At 70.0% G+C, this 17,614-nt stretch carries 10 protein-coding genes; all 10 read right to left on the minus strand.

The annotated features are described in order from the left end of the window. Positions 1-4: 4 nt before the first annotated feature. Genes AC0IYU_RS25260 through tssE form a run of 10 tightly spaced genes read right to left on the minus strand, consistent with a single transcriptional unit; the run spans position 5 to position 17,595 of the window. The gene (locus AC0IYU_RS25260) at positions 5-397 is read right to left on the minus strand and encodes a DUF4150 domain-containing protein (protein WP_472122514.1); all 393 of its coding nucleotides are present in this window, start codon (positions 395-397) and stop codon (positions 5-7) included. 13 nt (positions 398-410) lie between these two features. Further along, on the minus strand, positions 411-1,148 hold the full coding sequence (locus AC0IYU_RS25265; protein WP_472122516.1) for a DUF3540 domain-containing protein: 738 nt from the start codon (positions 1,146-1,148) through the stop codon (positions 411-413). A 14-nt stretch (positions 1,149-1,162) separates the two neighbouring features. Further along, positions 1,163-2,266, minus strand: a complete 1,104-nt coding sequence (locus tag AC0IYU_RS25270) for a pentapeptide repeat-containing protein (RefSeq protein WP_472122519.1) — start codon at positions 2,264-2,266, stop codon at positions 1,163-1,165. Positions 2,267-2,268: 2 nt separating this feature from the next. Further along, entirely contained in the window at positions 2,269-5,151 is a 2,883-nt protein-coding gene (locus tag AC0IYU_RS25275; protein WP_472122522.1) for a DUF2169 domain-containing protein, read from the minus strand. A gap of 10 nt (positions 5,152-5,161) precedes the next feature. After that, entirely contained in the window at positions 5,162-8,614 is a 3,453-nt protein-coding gene (locus AC0IYU_RS25280) for a type VI secretion system Vgr family protein (RefSeq protein ID WP_472122526.1), read from the minus strand. 6 nt (positions 8,615-8,620) lie between these two features. After that, positions 8,621-11,638 carry a type VI secretion system Vgr family protein gene (locus tag AC0IYU_RS25285; protein ID WP_472122527.1) on the minus strand — a complete coding sequence of 1,006 codons (3,018 nt, stop codon included), beginning with the start codon at positions 11,636-11,638 and terminating at the stop codon, positions 8,621-8,623. Between the two features lie 16 nt (positions 11,639-11,654). Further along, positions 11,655-14,432 (minus strand): type VI secretion system ATPase TssH, encoded by a 2,778-nt coding sequence (gene tssH / locus AC0IYU_RS25290; protein ID WP_472122731.1) that lies wholly within the window; start codon positions 14,430-14,432, stop codon positions 11,655-11,657. Then, on the minus strand, positions 14,356-15,366 hold the full coding sequence (gene tssG / locus AC0IYU_RS25295; protein ID WP_472122529.1) for a type VI secretion system baseplate subunit TssG: 1,011 nt from the start codon (positions 15,364-15,366) through the stop codon (positions 14,356-14,358). Before tssG ends, tssH begins: the two co-directional genes overlap by 77 nt. Then, complete coding sequence (tssF, locus tag AC0IYU_RS25300) at positions 15,354-17,126, minus strand: type VI secretion system baseplate subunit TssF (RefSeq protein WP_472122532.1); 1,773 nt, start codon at positions 17,124-17,126, stop codon at positions 15,354-15,356. Before tssF ends, tssG begins: the two co-directional genes overlap by 13 nt. A 37-nt stretch (positions 17,127-17,163) precedes the next feature. Continuing rightward, positions 17,164-17,595 carry a type VI secretion system baseplate subunit TssE gene (gene tssE, locus AC0IYU_RS25305; RefSeq protein ID WP_472122534.1) on the minus strand — a complete coding sequence of 144 codons (432 nt, stop codon included), beginning with the start codon at positions 17,593-17,595 and terminating at the stop codon, positions 17,164-17,166. Positions 17,596-17,614 lie beyond the last annotated feature (19 nt).

Here is a 17,614-nt window from a genome sequence, read left to right on the forward strand (position 1 = left end):
CGATTCAACTGATGACCATGACCTTGGACTGGCTCGGTGCGAGCACCGCGCCGAGCGCATTGCCCGCGTTCTGCTTGGTGGGCGTCGACAGGCGAACGGCGGCCTGGCCCTCGAACTTGACCTTCGCACTGCCGACGATGAACTCGACTTCGCCCTGGCTCTTCTTCGACACCACGCCGCCGACCTTGCCGAGCTCGTCGCCGTTGGTGATCGGAATCTTCGAGGCCTTGGTGAGCGCGGGCATGCCGCTCACCAGCACCTTGGTGGTGGGCGAATCGCCCATCGACGGCAGCCCGATGTTGGGAAACGGCGTGGCCACCGGCCCGCCGGGCGTGGGGACCTCGCACACATCGGGCGTGGCCATGCACTGGCCGCCGGCAAGGGTCACTGCGAACATGCGTGGTGCTCCTTCAACCGAGGTCGATGCGTTGGCCGTCGATCTTGACGGTGCCTTCGGCGAGCACTGTGGCCTGCCGCGCATGCAGCTGGGCATGGCCCTCGACCTCCCAGCGCGTGCGCCCGGCGCGCAGGTCGTCGAGTTCCTCGACGGTGCGAAAGCTGCTGCGCACCTTCTGCACCAGGCGGCCGACCTGCGTGCCGAGGTCGCGCGCGAACAGCTGCATCTGGCCGACCACCGCGGTGAAGCTGCCGGCCGAGGCATTCGCATGGCCGAAGCGCAGGTCGCCGTGGGCGGCCTCCAGCGTGAACTGCGGCGTGCGCGCGCGCAGCCCCGTGGACGCGGCGATGTCCACCTCGCGGCCTTCGATGCGCACATTGCCATCCTGCGCAACGAACCGGGCGCCGCCCGGCAGCTGCACCGTGGCCTGCGCCTGCGCCGGCGCGGCCCGCGACAGCACGGCCAGCACATGCTGGCGGCAGGGCAGCACGCGCATGGCGCCGTCCAGCGGCTCGGCCAGCGGCATGTCGGGCGCAAGGCACAGCAGCACGACGTCGCCGTCCTCGGGCGCCAGCAGGCAGCTGGGCGCGAGCTGCGCGCGCTGCTCGCCTTCGCTGCTGCGCACGAACAGCCAGGCACCGGCGCGACCGCAGACGGTGCCGGTGACCAGGCGCGGGCCGGCCGCCGCGCTGTCGGGCGCGATGGGCGCGATCGGCGCGACAGAGGCAATGGAGGAATCGTGGCTGTTCATGGCTGGGGGTGCTCTCAGGAAAGGGTGGCCGGCGCCGGGCGCCAGTCTTCGGCGCGGGCGCGCTCGGCATCGGTGGCGTGGCTGCCGCGGCGCACGGCGTCGCTCCAGTTCGTGCCGCGCTCGACGACGCGATGCAGGTTCGCGCCGCTGAAGTCGGCATGGCTGCAATCGGCGCCGCTCAGGTCGGCATGCGAGAAGTCGCTGTGGACGAACACCGCCCGCGCCATCTGCGCGCCCTGGCAGCGGGCGCCGGCAAAGTTCGATTGCGATGCGCGCAGCTGCACGAGCCGCGCGCCCGCAAGGTCGGTGCGCGCGAAGTCGGACATCTCGAAGCTGGCATCGTCCAGCAGCGCGCGCGCCAGGCGAGCATCGCCAAAGCGCACATGCAGGCCGGTCGCGCCGCTGAACACCGCGCCCTCGAGCGTCGCGTGCTGGAACTGGGCCTGCTGCAACTGCGCCTTCGAGAAATCGGCGCCCGTGAGATCGGCGCGGTTGAACTGCGCCATCGCCAGCACGCAGTTGCCCAGGCGCTGGCCCGCCAGCCTGGCCCCGGCCAGGTAGGCCTGGGTCAGGTCGGTGGCGTCGAAGCGGGCGCTGCCCAGGTCGGCGTCCATGGCCGTGAAGCGCCTCAGCTGCGCGCGGCTGAAATCGGTGGCCTCGAAGCGGCACTGGTGCGCATCGCTTTGCAGCAGCGCGGCATCGGCGAAGCTGGCGGCCGACAGGTCGCACCGCTCGAGCATGGCGTGGGTCCATTGCGCGCCCACGGCATCGACCTCGCGCAGGCTGCATTCGCTCATCGAGACGCGCGCGCCGCGCGAGCCGCGCAGCGAAGCGCCCTGCAGGTCGCAGGCGTGCCATTGGGTGGCGGTGAGCGCCGCCTCGGCGAACACGGCACCGGGCAGCGAGCAGCGCTCGAACACCGCGCCTTCCAGGTTGGCCCGCGCCAGCCGCGCCTGCCGCAGGTCGACATTGCGCCAGTGCACCCCCGAAAGATCGCGCCCCGCGAAGTCGAGTCCGGCCACGCTGGCACCGGCCAGCTGGCGGCCGCCCTGCGCAATGGCCGCCAGGGCGGCATCGGCATCGGCGAAGGAGGCGGATGGGGATGGGGATGCGGTCATGTTCATGCCTCTCGCGCCTCGGGCCGGCCGGGTATCTGCATCAGCGTGCCCGTGGTCAGCGCGCCTGCGGTGTGCGCTTGCACGATGGCCGAGCCATAGACGTCGCTGGCGTGCAGGTTGGCGCCGCCCAACTGCGCACCGGCGAGCCGTGCATGCCGCAGCGAGGCGCCCATCAGGTTGGCACCGCGGGCGTCGGCGGCGTCGAGCGCGGCGCGCGAGAAATTGGCGCCCGTGGCATTGGCGCCGGCCAGCAGGAGCCCGGGCGCGCGCGCGCCGCTGAAGTCCGCGCGTTCCAGCGAGGCCGACTGCATGGCCGCGCCCTGCAGGTCCACGCCGTCGCTCCATGCGGCGCCATCGAGGTTCGCGCCGCGCAGGTTGGTGCCCGCGAACACGGTGCCCGCGCCGGCCCGCGCGCCGCGCAGGTTGGCGGCGCTGAAGTCCGCCTTCGGCGCCAGCGTTCCATACCAGTGCGAATGCTCGGCCTGCACCGAGGCCAGCACGGCGCCTTCCATGCGCGCGGCATCGAAGCGCGCGGCCGTCAGCGTCGCGCCGGCGAAGTCCGCACCCTCGAGCCCGCATTCGCTGAAGTCGGCCTGCGCGGCCTGCAGCTTCGCGCCGCGCAGGTGGGCCATCCGGCTGCCGCTGAAATCGGCCTGGGCGCACTGGGCGTCCTGCAGCGTGGCGCCGGTGAAGTCGCTCCCGCTGAAATCCGCCGCCTTCAATGTGGCCCCGCCGAGCGTGGCGCCGGCAAGCCGGCTGCCGGCCGCGCGCACCGACTGGAAGCTGGCCTTCGTCGCGTCGGCGCCCTCGAAGCTGGCCCTCTGCAGGATGGCCTTGTCGAAGCGGGTGCCGGCCAGCCGCGCGCGGTCGAAGCGCGTCTTCTCGAGCGTCGCGGCGCTGAAGTCGGCGTTGGACAGGTCCAGGTCGCTCAGGTCCAGCCCGTCCAGCTTCAGCCCGGCGAAGCTGCGGCCCTCGGCCTGCCAGGCGATCGCTTCCTCGCGGGTCGTCGGAGGATGCGGCGCGGGCGCGGGTGGCTCGGCGGGTGGTGCTTGCACGGGTGGTGCCGCCAGTGCAGAGGCCGCCGGTCCCCCCGCCGCACCGGCGACGGAAGCCGCCACCGGCGCCGCCGCGTCCATCGCGCCCACTGGCGCGCTGGTGTCCGGTGCAGCGGCAGCCGGCTGCGAGCCGGGCTGCAACAACGGCGCCAGCGGCCCCGCGCCGCTGGCAGCGAGCGCCGGAAACTGCCGCATGAACGCGACCGCTTCGTTGCTGGCCCCGCTGCTGCCCAGTGCGTCGGCCACGTCGTTGTGGTCGATGCCGTTGTCGCGCATCAGCTGCTGGGTCTTCAGCCGCATCTGCTGCGTCTGTGCCTCGATGTCCGCCAGGCTCACATCGGCCGGCAGCTCGCCCTGGCGCGAACGGATGAACCCGTCCACATCGGCCTGGGTCAGGCCGTGGTGGGCCAGCAGCGCGGTGTGCTCGGCCTGCAGCTTCTGCGTCATGGTCTCGATGTCGGCCAGCGAGACCTCGCGCAGCGGCGGTGGCGGCGGCTGCATCATGGCGTCGATCTGCGAACGCGGGATGCCGTGTTCGGCAAGCAGCCGGTCGGTCTGCGCATTCATCTCGGCCGTGAGGCGTTCGATCTGCGCCAACGCCGGGTCTGCGGCCGCTGTTGGCGCCGGCGCGGCCAGGTTCGGCTTGCCGGCCTGAACCGGCGATGCCGAAGAGTCCTGGGCACCGGCAGCGGCGGAAGGAGCCCCAGCGGCTGCGGCAGCGGCTGCGGTTGCGCCGCTCGCTGCCGCTGCTGCAGGCAGGCCCGCGGCGCCCGCCGATGCGGCCATGGGCACCGCTTCCTTGGCTGCTGCTGCCGCTACGGCTCCTGCAGCTGCGGCCGCCGGTGGCGGCAACTGGTCGCGGTAGTGGGCTTCGGGCAGTGGCGCGTCGCGCAATGGCTCCCAGCCCATGACCAGGCAGGCGACGTCCTGCGCCTCCTCGTCGCCGACCGCCAGCGTGCCGCGGTAGAGCACCGCGCCCAGTCCGAGGCCCGGCATCAGCCAGACCGTCTCGGCATGGGTCGCGATTTCCTTGAACACAGGCTCCGGGCCCGGGCCGCGCAGCGCCGCGAAGCAGCGTCCGCGCAAGGCAGGCAGCGCGCTCTCGATGCGCGCCTGCTCGGGATGCAGGTGGCTCAACGCGATCGCCTCGTCGCCTGCGAAGAACCCGGCCAGGCGCTGGTCGGACGGCGCGCTCTGGAAGTAATCGCCCTGTGTGTCCTCTGGAAGATGCGGCCAGGTCTTCTGCAGCCACGCCGCGCCGACCGCGCCCAGGTGGCGCTGGCGTTGCGGCGCGCTGCTGTCCACGCCCCAGTAGCCGGCCGGCGCCGGACGGTCGCCCCTGAAGACGATCGGGTGGCGCGGGTCTTCCACGTTGGGCAGGGCCGGCTCGGCCTTGCCGAGCGGGTTCACTTCGTCGCCCGGCCCGCCGAAGGCGTTGGCCGGCACGAGCGGCATGCGCGTGAAGGGCGCTGGCGACGACAGCGTGCCGAGCGCGGTCCAGCGGCGGTCGCCGCGAACGATCAGGGGCTTGTCCAGGCTGCCCACGCGCGCACGCACCGCAAGCTCCGTCACCGGCGCGGCCCCGGGCGCGCAGGCCTCGCCATAGAGCATGAATTCGGCCTTCGGCTTGGGATAGCCCTCGTCGAGCACGGCCGGCGCGCCGGGCGCCTGCGGCAGCAGTTGCCAGAGTTCGGTTTCGGGGCGCAGCGCATCCAGGCACGCAGACGCGAGCGGAAACAGCGCCACCAGGCCGACGGCCAGCCGGTCCTGTTGCTGCCATCGCAGTGCGCGATGGACGACTGCCATGTGGTCGGGCTTGATGATCTTCATGCGGGTGGTCTCAGCCCAGCTTGATCAGTTGGCTGTCGAGCGCGACGCTGACCGGCAGGAAGTTCGCCGAGGAGTTGCCGCACTTCATCTCCAGGCCGGCATCGGTGGCCTTCCACCCGGAGTTGCCGAAGCTCAGCGAAGCCGAGGTGTCGTCGATGCTGATGCCTCGGGTCAAAGGGGCGTTGATGAGCGCGGCAGTCGCTGAAAGCTGCTCCTTGGAGCACCTGGCGAGCTCCCGGACGGCGCTCAGGTACGAGAGGTGGGCACTTTTCTCGGTGGCGACGGTCGGGTCGTCGGCCGGCGGCATCCGGATCTGGCCGACACCTTGCGCCATGGCCGCGATCTGCCCGGCCGCGGCGGCCTTCCTGCGCGCACGGGCCGCGATGCGGTACGTGGCAAGCGTCACCTTGACCGAGCTCTTGGCCAGTGCCGTCGCCGCGGAAGCTGCCGCCAGCCGATCGACGATGGCCATGTTGCCGATCTTGATCTTGGGGCTGGCCAGGGTCAGCACATCCGCCTCCGCCTTGACGAAGGCGCTCTGGGACTGCAGGGTCGCCTGGTCGGCGTCCCACGAATGGGAAAAGCCCACGAATTTCTGGCCGACGGCCCGGCCCATGGCGCCGGTCTGCGCATCGACACCGAACACGGCGGCATTCACGTTGACCAGGTTGGACGTCAGGCCGATCGTGCCCCCGGAGGGCGGGTCTTCGTCCCAGGTCGATTTGCCGGCAGCCTTGATGCTGACGCCCGTCGAGGGCGACATGTCGAACTCGCAGCGGACATCGAGCGGCGCGGCGGGCGGAACCAGCGGTGCGCCCGCGTCGTCGCCATTGACCGATTGCGTGATGCCTTCCACCCCCAGGCTCATCTCGCTCATCAGCTTGAGGTCGTCGATCTCGGCCTGCAGCTTGCGCGCGTAGGCCTGCATCAGGGCCATCGCGGCCACATTGGAGACGGCATCCAGGCCGAACTTGCCGATGATGCCGGGCCAGCCCTGCAGCGTCTGGCGGCCGGGGTTCGACGGCGCGGCCTGCGCGGTGGCGCGGCTCTTGTAGCGGTCGTCGATCTCCTTTTCCCTGGTGGCCCGCCAGACGGTCTCCGCGGCGGCGCGCCTGGCGATGTCCGCGGGAGGCGAGCTGTCCCTGAGCGCGTTCCGCTCGGCCTTCTCGGCCGCCGACTCGATGGGGCCGTGCTCGTACTTCCTGCTGATCCTGTCTTCTTCTGCCGCTCTCCATTCGGCGGCATCCTTTGCGCCCTGCGCGGCCTCCTTGGTGACAGCTTCCGGTGGCGCCTCGGCCTTGAGCTTCTCCTTTTCGGCGGCCTTGGCTTTGGCTTCCGCGTCGGCGAACAGGAGGTCGTCGGCCTCCTGGTTCTTCTTGGCCTGTTTCTCGTTGGGGCCGAGGAAGACGCCGTCGGCGCTCGCGTTCACCGCCATGCTGAAGATGGTCGACTGGGTGAAGTTCAGCGCCGTGTAGCCGGCGATCATCGCGCGCAGCTTCTTCTTGGAAATCTCGAGCGCGGCGGAGGTGGCCTCGTCCTCGAACGCGCCGGCCTGGATCTTGGCGGTCTTGTTGGACTTGCCGCCGAAGGAGCGCTTCAGGCTGAGGCCGTCGGAGTCGTCGATCGAGATGTTCTTGAGCCCGCTGGTGCCTTCGAACGAGCCCACGCCCGGCAGCGTGCCCAGGTTGGCCTTCCAGCTGATGCTGGAAGACGCGTCGATGCCGATCTTCGTACCCATGGACACATCGTTGGAGAACGCCGCGCCGATGGAGGCCTTGGTGCCCAGCGAGAGCGAGTTCGCGGGGCCGAAGCTCATCGAGTTGCTGTTGCCGAAGGACACCGAGTCCTTGCCGCCGGTGGTGGCCTCGTAGATGCTGCCGCCGCCCTCGGGATGCACCGAGCCGATGCCCAGGCTGCTCTTGTGGAACGGCGAATGCAGCCAGATCACTTCCTTGCCCTTGGTGTCGGCCATGAGCATCTGGTTGCCGCCCTTGGTGCTGATCAGGTTGTCCTGCGGGTTGCGCTGGTCGACCACGTTCGGCGTGACCGAATTGGGCACCGCCCCCAGGATCACCGGCTGGTCCGGGTCGCCGTCGGCAAAGGACAGCAGCACCTCGGTGCCCTTGTGCAGCGGAAAGTGCATGCCGTGCTCGTTGCCCGCATAGGGCGAGGCCATGCGCACCGGCGCCGAGCCCTTGGCCGCGCCCTTCTCGGTGCGGTCGAACGGAATCTGCACCTTGTATTGGCCGTGCGCGTCGAGCTCGGCGTACTCGCCCGAACCCTCCGCATCGACCGTGGCGCTCATGGTGCCGACCACGCGCGGCTTGGGCGTGCTGCGCGCGGGGCGGAACTGGGTGGCCGAGGCCAGCGCGACGAAGGTGTTGCGATAGGCGGTCTGCTCTTCGCGCGCGTTGAAGGGCGTCTTCAGCCCGGCCAGCAGCGTGCCGGCCTGGGAGCCCTCGTGCGTGATCTCGGTGACCAGGTAGCGGCCGTTGAAGTCGTCGCGGTAGTGGTGCGACAGGTCCATGAAATGGCCGCTGCGCAGGCCCACGGCGGTGGCCTCGCCGCTGAACACGCGCTCGCCGCAGCGCAGTTCCTCGGCGCGGATCTTCGCGTAGCGCTGCCCCTCCTCCTCGGTGCGGAAGTTCTCGCCATAGAGCATTTCCTCGCCGGCACCGCTGGCCGAGACCTCGATCTGCGTCACCAGCGGCATGCCGGCGCGGCGATGGTTGTAGTCCTGCAGCACCAGGCTGCGCGGCAGCTGCCGCGTGCGGCACACCAGGCCCTGCACCGAGTCGGGCGCCTGCCCCACGTCGAGCTCGTCGGCCGGCCGGTAGTTGACGGCCAGCGCTTCGGCCGGCTGGGCCGCCCTGTCGTCGAGCAGCACCAGCCGCTCGGCCCCGTCGGCCTGCTCGAAGTGGTAATAGATGCCTTCGCGCTCGAGCCAGCGCGAGATGAATGCGAGCGGCGTTTCCTGGTACTGGCACACGTAGCTGCGCGGCCGGTAGTCGCCCCTGAGCTTGAGGGTGTAGTCGCCGCCCGGCTTGAGCTTGGCGGCCTTCAGAAGGCTCTCCACGATCTCGGGAATCGTCTGCTCGTGCAGGTAGACCTCCGAATTGCGGTACAGCGACAGCTGCCACAGCCGCGGCACCAGCACCGCGCGGTAGAAGGTGAAGCCGCCCGCCTGGTGCAGCTGGTCGAACTCGGCCAGCACGCCCGCGTAGGGGGTGGCCTCGCGGCTGCCGTCAGGCGCAAGGATGCGCAGCTCGGCCCTGGCGGCCAGCACGCGCGCGAGGTCCAGCTGCGCGTCGTCGGAGACCAGCACGAGCTCGAAACGGTAGGGCCTGGAGATGGCCTCGAAGCCGCTCAGGCGCACCACCGCGAAGGTGTCGCTCGCGCAGGCCGTGCTGGCGAACTCGAAACGGCGGTCGGCGGGAAGGCGCTGGAATATCGTCGATGTCATGGTGTCTCAGCCGAGCTTGATGAGCAGCCCGTTGCCCTTCAGGCCCGTGGCGTCCACAGTGAGGTTGTTCGCGCCGCATTCGATGGCCACGCCCGTGGGCGTGACCTTCACCGACGTGCCGGTGTGCGTGAGCGCGGTGGCGGCGGCATCGACCGCCAGGCCGTTGATGAACGTGGTGGGTCCGTCGCACAGCGCTTGCTGGGTCTTGATCGCATCCCATTGCGCCTTGAGGCTGTCCTTGAGCTTTTCCTCGAGGTACCAGTCTTCTCTCGCCAGGTCTTTCGACGCCTCGGATTTCGCGTTCTCGAACCGGGTGAAGGCGTTGTCGGCGGAGCGCATTGCGGCAATCGCGTTTTCCCTGGCGGCGACCTCCTGGAGCAGCAATGAAGCCGCCAGCGGATTCGGAACGACCAACCCATGGCCGACATTGATGCTGTCGGCGACCAGCGTGGTGGTGTCGTCCTTGAGCTGCAGCGTGGCGTTCGAGGTTTCCATGCGCACCGTCTTCTTGTCCGCGTCGATCTTCACGAGCGCAGGCCCGGCGCCGGCACCCGGCTGCCCCAGCGCGATGAACGGCGAGCGCATCCGGATCCAGTTGCCGGCCTCCACGTCCACCAGCCGGCGGCTCTGCACCTGGAACCGTGCGCTGGTGGCCTGTATGCCGGAGTTGTTCAGCTCGAGCCTTGCTTCGTCGTCGTCTTCAGCGAAGGTCTGCACGATGCCCTGGTCGCTCAGGGTCATGCGGCTCAAGTTCTTGAGCGCCTTGATCTTTGCCGCGAGGTCCTGCGCGCGCTGCTGGATGAGCACGAGCGCCACGCCGTTCGTGATGGCATCGGTGCCGAACTTGGTCACGATGCCCGGCCACCCCGTGAAGCCGCCGGTGGCGACCGGGCTGGCTGCTTCGGCACGCTGGCCCTTGTCCGCGCCGGGCGTCAGCGCGCCGCCGGCCGAGCCATTGACCGCCATGCCGAAGGCGGCGGACTGCGCAAGATTGAGCCCTGTGTAGGCAAGCACCGCCCCGCGCAAGACGTTCAGCTCGGTGGTGAGCGCCAGGTTGCCCACGGCCGCCGTGCGCGCGCCGGCGGTGAGCGTGACGGTGTCCATTGCATTGCTGCTGAACGACTTCTTCAGCGTCACCGAATCGGTGTCGTCGATCGTGACGCTCTTGAAGAGCTCCGTGAACGGCACCGCGTTCATGTTCCATTTGACGTCGGTGGCGAAGTTGATGGAGAGCGAACTCCCCATCGTCACCTTGTTGGCGAACGAGGCCGCCAGGCTCGCCTCGGTGCCCACGGACAGCGTGTTCTTCGAGCCGAAGCTCATCGTGTTGTCGACGCCGAAGGTCACCTTGTCGCTGCCGCCCTTGGTGGCCTGGAAGATGTTGCCGGGCGCGGCGGGCGGCGATGCCGATGCCGATGCCGACGCTTCGGACCCTTGCGCCGCTGCCGGCCGTGCCGCGCCGATGACCAGCGCCGAGTCCTGGTACGGCGAACGCAGCCAGAGCGCCTCCTTGCCCTTGGTGTCGTCGAAGCCGATCTCGTTGCCGCCCTTCGTGTGGATCATGCTCAGGCGCGGATTCCTCGCGTCCACGACGCTGGGGTTGTCCGAGTTGGGCACCGCGCCGACGATCACCGGCTGGTCCGGGTCGCCGTCGGTGAAGGACAGCAGCACCTCGGCGCCCTTGTGCAGCGGAAAGTGCATGCCGTGGTCGCTGCCCGCGTAGGGCGAGGCCATGCGCACCGGCGCCGAGCCCTTGGCCGCGCCCTTCTCGGTGCGGTCGAACGGGATCTGCACCTTGTACTGGCCGTAGGCGTCGAGTTCGGCGTATTCGCCCGAACCCTCCGCATCGACCGTGGCGCTCATGGTGCCGGCCACGCGCGGCTTGGGCGTGCTGCGCGCGGGGCGGAACTGCGTGGCCGCCGGTAGCGCGACGAAGCTGTTGCGATAGCTGGTGGTGGCCTGGCGCTCGCCTTCGTTGAAGGGCGTCTTCAGCCCGGCCAGCAGCGTGCCGGCCTGGGAGCCCTCGTGCGTGACCTCGGTGACCAGGTAGCGGCCGTTGAAGTCGTCGCGGTAGTGGTGCGACAGGTCGATGAAATAGCCGCTGCGCAGCCCGACCGCCGTGGCCTCGCCGCTGAACACGCACCCGCCGCAGCGCAGCTCCTCGGCGCGGATCTTGGCGTAGCGCTGCCCTTCTTCCTCGGTGCGGAAGTTCTCGCCATAGAGCATTTCCTCGCCCAGGCCGCGCGGCGAGACCTCGGCCGTCACCGCCAGCGGCACGCTGGCGCGGCGATGGTTGTAGTCCTGCAGCACCAGGTTGCGCGGCAGCATGCGCGAGCGGCAGACAAGGCCCTGGACCGAGTCGGGCGCAAGGCCGACGTCCAGCTCGTCGGCCGGCCGGTAGCTGACCGCCAGCGCCTCTGCCGGCTGGGCCGCCATGTCGTCGACCAGCACCAGCCGGTCGATGCCGTCGGCCTGCTCGAAGTAGTAGTAGATGCCTTCGCGCTCGAGCCACCGTGAAATGAAGGCGAGCGGCGTTTCCTGGTACTGGCACACATAGCTGTGCGGCCGGTAGGCGCCCGAGAGCTTGAGCATGTAGTCCCGCCCGGCGCCCAGGCGGGCGCCGGCGAACAGGCGCTCGACGATGTCGGGAATCGTCTGCTCGTTGAGGTAGACCTCCGAATTGCGGTACAGCGACAGCTGCCACAGCCGCGGCACCAGCACCGCGCGGTAGAAGGTGAAGCCGCCCGCCTGGTGCAGCTGGTCGAACTCGGCCAGCATGCCCGCGTAGGGCGTGGCGCGCATCGCGTCGTCGGGCGCCAGGATGCGCAGTTGGGCACCGGCGCCGGCCAGGTGCGCGAAGTCGATCGCCGCATCGTCCGAAACCAGCACGAGCTCGAAGCGGTAGGGCCTGGAGATCGCCTCGACGCCATTCATCCTTACCACGGCGAAGGTGTCCGCCGGGCAGGCGTCGCAGCCGAACTCGAAGCGGCGGTCGGCGGGAAGGCGTTCGGAGAGGCTGCTCATGGCTCGGGTTCGTGGATCAGGCGGCGGCCTGGACCTCGGCCTCGGCCTCGGCCTCTGCTTCGGCATCGAAGCGCACCGTGAACTCGCCCGCGGCGTCCACGTCCAGGTGCACTTCGCTGGTCGGCTCGCCGCTGCCCATGCGCTGCAGCATCTGCTGCGACATCAGCGGCAGCACGTTGCCGCGCAGGATGAAGTCGATGTTGCGTGCGCCGGTCTCCACCTCGGTGCAACGCGCCGCGATGCGCTCGACTACCGCGTCGGCGAAGCTGAAGCGCACCTTGTTGTTGTGCGCCAGCCGCAGGGCGATGCGCTCCAGCTTCAGCCGCACGATGCCGCCGAGCGCCTGGGCGCCGAGCGTCACGTAGGGCACGATGGTCATGCGCGCGAGCAGCGCGGGCTTGAAGTGGCTCGACAGCAGCGGCCGGATCGCGGTGGCGAGCACGGCTGCATCGACCGGCTCGCCGCCCTGCGTCATCTCGGTGATGACATCGGTGGCCAGGTTGGAGGTCAGGAAGATGACGGTGTTGGCGAAGTCGATTTCCTTGCCCTCGCCGTCCGACAGCATGCCCTTGTCGAACACCTGGTAGAACAGGTTGAGCACGTCCAGGTGGGCCTTCTCGACCTCGTCCAGTAGCACCACCGAGTAGGGCCGCTGGCGCACGGCCTCGGTCAGCAGGCCGCCTTCGCCGTAGCCCACGTAGCCCGGCGGCGAGCCGATCAGGCGGCTCACGTTGTGGCGCTCCTGAAACTCGCTCATGTTCACGACCACGGTCGACTTCTCGTCGCCGAACAGCAGGTCGGCCACGGCCAGCGCGGTCTCGGTCTTGCCCACGCCCGACGGGCCGACCAGCAGGAACACGCCCAGCGGCTGGCGCGGATCGTTCAGGCCCGAGCTCGCGGTCTTGACGATCTCGGCCACCTGGTCGAGCGCGGCGTCCTGGCCGCGGATGCGGCGCTTGAGCGCATCGGCCAGGCCCAGCGCGGTGCTTGCGCGGTCGCGCTGCATCTTGCCGACCGGCACGCCGGTCCAGTCGGACACCACCTTGGCCACCACCTCGGGATCGACGTCGATGCGCACCAGCGCCTCGTCGCCCTGGGCTGCGGCGAAGGCCTGCTCGGCCTCGATCAGCGCGGCTTCGAGCGCCTGCAGCGAAGGTGCGTCGGGCGATTCAGGCGATTCGCTTTGCTCGCCTTGCTTGCCTTGCTCGCGCCGTGCCGCGCCGAAGGCCGCGCGCGCATCGCGCAGCACCTGTGCGGCGGCGCGCTGCGCCTGCCAGCGCGTGCGCAGTTGCTCGGCCTCGGCGGCGAGCGTGTCCATCTGCGCGTCGATGTCGGCAAAGCGCTGCGCATCCACGGGCTGGCGATGATCGACGTCCTGCCGCAGGCCGCGCTCCTCGCGCTCGAGCGCCTGCATGCGGCGTTCGGTGTCCTCGAGCCGGTCGGGCTTGGCGTGCTGCAGCACCTTGACCCGCGCGCACGCGGTGTCGAGCAGGTCGACGGCCTTGTCGGGCAACTGGCGGCCCGTGATGTAGCGGCTGGAAAGTTCGGCCGCGGCCACCAGCGCGTCGTCGCGAATGGCCACCTGGTGCACCTCCTCGTAGCGCTCGCGCAGCCCGCGCAGGATCTGCACCGCGGTGGCCACATCGGGCTCGTCGAGCTTCACGAGCTGGAAGCGGCGCGCGAGCGCGGCGTCTTTTTCGAAGTACTTCTTGTACTCGGCCCAGGTGGTGGCGGCGATGGTGCGCAGCTCGCCGCGCGCGAGCGCCGGCTTGAGCAGGTTGGCCGCATCCGAGGTGCCGGCCTGGCCGCCGGCGCCGATGAGCGTGTGCGCCTCGTCGATGAACAGGATGATCGGCGTGGCCGAGGCCTTGACCTCCTCGATGACGCCCTTCAGCCGGTTCTCGAACTCGCCCTTCACGCTGGCGCCCGCCTGCAGCATGCCCATGTCCAGGCCCAGCAGCGTCACTTCCTTGAGCATCTCGGGCACGTCGCCCTCCACGATGCGCAGCGCCAGGCCCTCGACCACCGCGGTCTTGCCCACGCCGGGGTCGCCCACGCAGATCGGGTTGTTCTTGCGCCGGCGCGCGAGGATGTCCACCATCTGGCGGATCTCGGCGTCGCGGCCGAACACGGGGTCGATCTTGCCGGCGCGCGCCTTGTCGGTGAAGTTCTCGCAGTACTTGGCGATCGCACCGGCTGGCGCGCCGGGCGAGCCGCGTCCGAGGTCGGCGCCCTCCCCGCCGGCCGCGGGCTGGCCCTCGATCGAGCCGGCGCAGACGCCGGGAAACTGCTCGAGCAGGGTCTCCTTGCGCAGCGGGCCCAGCAGCGGCCCGAGGCCGCCGCCGGCATAGAAGCCGGCGCGCGCCACCAGCGCGGCGAGCACGGCGCCCGAGCGGATGAGCGTCTGCCCCAGGTCCACCGAGCCCAGCAGCCAGGCATCCTGCAGCAGCTCCAGCAGCAGCGGCGAGAACGCCGGCCGGCCGGCATTGCCGGTGCGCATTTCCTCCAGCACGCGCTCGACGCCGTGGCGCAGCGCGCCGGCGTCCACGCCGTTCTGGCGCAGCAGCAGCGACAGGTCGGCCTGCGGATCGTCGAGCAACCGGTGCAGCAGGTGTTCGAGCGTGATCTCGTAGTGGCCGCGCGAGATGCACAGCCCGGCGGCGTTCTCCAGCGAGGATTTGCAATAGGCGTCGAGGCGGCCGACGAGCGGCTTCAGGTCAACCAGCAGCATGGGGAGAGGTCCTTGTAGGGGAAGTGAGGGGCGCCGCGAGACGAAAGCCAACGGCCGGCGCATCGCCGTCGTGTGCACCGGGCAGCCAGGTGTCCAGACCCAGGCGCGACCAGAGCGGCGTGCCGAGGCGCGCCTTGCGCCCCTCGTCCTTGCGCAGCCTGAGTTCGACGGCCACCTGCAGCGGCCGCGTGAGATAGAAGCGCACCAGGAACTGCAGCCGCCGATGACCCGGCGCACCCGGCAGCAGCTGCTGGAACAGCGCCTCCGGCAGCTCGCCGATCACCAGGCGCAGCAGGTTGTCGCAGTCCTCGACCTGCACGCCGAGCGGGCAGGTCTCGCCCAGCGCATGGGCCTGCAGCCCGAGCCGCAAACGCTGGTCGCCGGGAATCGACACCCACTGCGGCACGCAGGACTCGACCTCGACCGTGGCCGGCGCGAAGGCATCGGCCAGCAGCGTGCGAAGCCCCAGCGCCGAGCGCGTGTGCTGCGCAAAAAGGTGGAGATGGCGCAGCAGGCTCGCGGCATCGGGCGCCAGGCTCTCGCGCTGCGCGGGCGAGCCCAGGCCTGCGAAGGCGTACAGGGTGTCGAGCGCCTCGGGGTCCTGGTCCTCCACCACGCGCATCTGCAGGCGGTACTTGCGCCAGGCATCGAAGAGCTGCGGATAGAGCGAGCCGTGCAGGATGTCGAAGAAGTCGCGCCGCGCGTGACGGCCCTCGCGCTCGTCGTCCAGCAGGTCTTCGGTATAGAAGGTCGGCAGCGGCGAAGAGACGCCGTACAGGCCGAAGAAGCTGGCCGTGACGCGGTAGGCGTCCTCGCTGCCGTCGGCCGCGGCGCCGCGCATCCGCTCGATACGCTCGATGTCGTTGTCGGGAAAGCCCAGGCTCAGGTGGGGCCGCACGCGGATATTGCTCACCCCGGCCCGGCGCAGCAGGCGGATGGCCTGGAAGTAGCCGTAGTTCGAGGCGCGTGCGCGCAGATCGTCTTTCAGAGCAGGCATTGCCGCCCCAGCCTGGCCGGCCATTCGAAGACCTCGCCGGTGTCGATGTCGCGCACCTCGAGCCGCGTGTAGGCGTTGATGGCCGCGTAGTCGCCCAGGAAGCGCTCGATCACGCAGCCGAACACATAGAGGCCGCCCAGGCTCGCGAAGTGGCTGCTGCGGCAGCCCAGCCGCAGGCGCTGGCCGCTGAGCATGCGCCGCCCGATCAGCCGCGTCTCGGGCTCGGCCAGCAGCGACTCGATGCCCGCGATGCGGTGGCGGTTGGCGATCTCGCGGCCGTGGTCCTGACGCTCGGAGAAGATGTACAGGCCCAGCATCATCTTGAGGTTGGCCGCGTCGGCCAGCGACAGGAAGTTCAGCGAGATGTGCGAAATCATCCGCCACAGCAGGTGCTCGTCGGCCGGCGGATTGAGCTGCGGCATGACCGGCCGGATGTTGCGGAACGACAGCCGTTCGGGCGAGCTGCTGGTGGGCTGGCTGATGTCGCCGAGCTTCAGGCTCTCGGGCAGCTCGTGGTTGGTGCAGGTCAGCGAGATCGACAGCGTCTCGGGCGACAGCGGTTGGTTGCGCGGGGTGGCGATCGACACGAACAGGTCCTGGCCGCGGCCCACGGCCGAGGCCCGGCGAGACAGCGAGTAGCTCGCCGGCGCCTGGTTCGGCTGGTTCGCCTGTCCCGGCAGGCCGGCCATGCCGAAGGGCAGGTACACCCGCTCCTCGCTCGCGCCCTGCGCATAGCCGACGACGCGGTCGACCGAGAAGATCTGGTAGTGGCCCTTCTTCTCGTTCTCGGGCCGCACGCGGTACTCGCTCGTGCGGTGTTCGTGCTGGATCGGTTCGCCCGGGTGCTGGAAGAGGTTGAGCACCGGCACCACGTTGAGTTGAAAGCTGTTCTCGCGCAGCTCGGGCGCCCACTGCGGCAAGTCCGTGAGCGTCAGCCAGACGCTGAACTGCTGGCCGCCGCGCGCGCCGCCCCAGCGCTCGAAGCCGTCCAGCTCGACGAACAGCAGCTTCTCGGGCAGCGCGAAGTACTCCTGGATCACGCGGAAGCCCGAGAAGGCATGCTGCGGATAGGCCAGCATCTCGTGGTCGAAGCCGGCGCAGCGCAGCGCCTGTCGGCCCAGCGCGAAGCGTTCGCCGGCCTGTTGGTGGCTTCCGGCGGCGACCTCGACCTGCGCCACGCGCGTCATCAGCAGCATCAGCAGGTTGCTGGCCTGCGCATAGCCCGCGCCCAGGAAAAGCCGTATGGGCCGCGCGCCCCCCTGCCGCCATTGCGCCAGGTCGATGCCCTGCAGCACGAAGTCCAGCCGCAGCGCGGGCGAGCAGCCCGCGTCGTGGACCAGCTCGAAGCCGCGCAGTGCCAGCGGCTCCACCTGCAGCGCATGGCTGATGCGAAAGCGGCAGCGCGTGCCGTCCACCGGCAGCGACGCGAGTTCGGTGCCCGCGGGCACCTGCACCGCCTCGGTGAGCGGGGCCCTGGGCTCGAACACCACGAGCGTTGCCGCGGGCACCGGGCGCAGGTAGTGAGGGAACAGCTGGTTGGCGAGTTCCTGGAGCAGCTCCGGAAATTCGTCGTCGAGCTTTTGCCGCGTCAGGCCGTTGAGGAAGGCCACGCCTTCGAGCAGGCGCTCGACGTCCGGGTCGCCCGAGGGCTCGGCCAGCATCGGCGCCAGCGCCGGGTTGGCGCGCGCAAAGTCCACCGACAGCGTGCGCAGTTGCTGCAGCTGGTCCTGGTAGTAGCGAAGGAAGGTGGCTTTGCTCATCTCTGGGGGGCGCGGTGAGCGCAAGGCGCTCGATGCCTCAGCGCCTCAATGCATGGTCGGGAACGCTGACCTTGCCGTTGCTGCCGACGATGGTCGACAGCTGCAGCGGAATCTCCTGGCCGTCCACGTCGAGCCGGCCATCGACATCGAAGCGCAGCGACATGGGGTCGAGTGGGTCGGCGCGCAGCGTGACCTGGGGCACGCGCAGCCGGGGCTCGTAGCGCAGGATCACCTGCCGGATGGCGACTTCGATGTCGCGCACCGATCCGGCCGAGAGGCCGCCCGCCAGGTTGGTGAAGTCCGGCACGCCGAAGTGCGGATCGAGCGGCACGCTGCCCTGGCGGGTGTTCAGGATGCAGCGCAGGTGCGCGATCACCGAGTCGATCAGCAGGCTGGCTGCCGCGGCACCGTGGCGCTCGGTTCCGCTTTCCCAGCGGGCCACGCGTTCGAGCAGGCGAAATTCACTCACGGCGCACGTTCAGCCTGCG

This window comes from Variovorax sp. AC103, assembly GCF_979254005.1.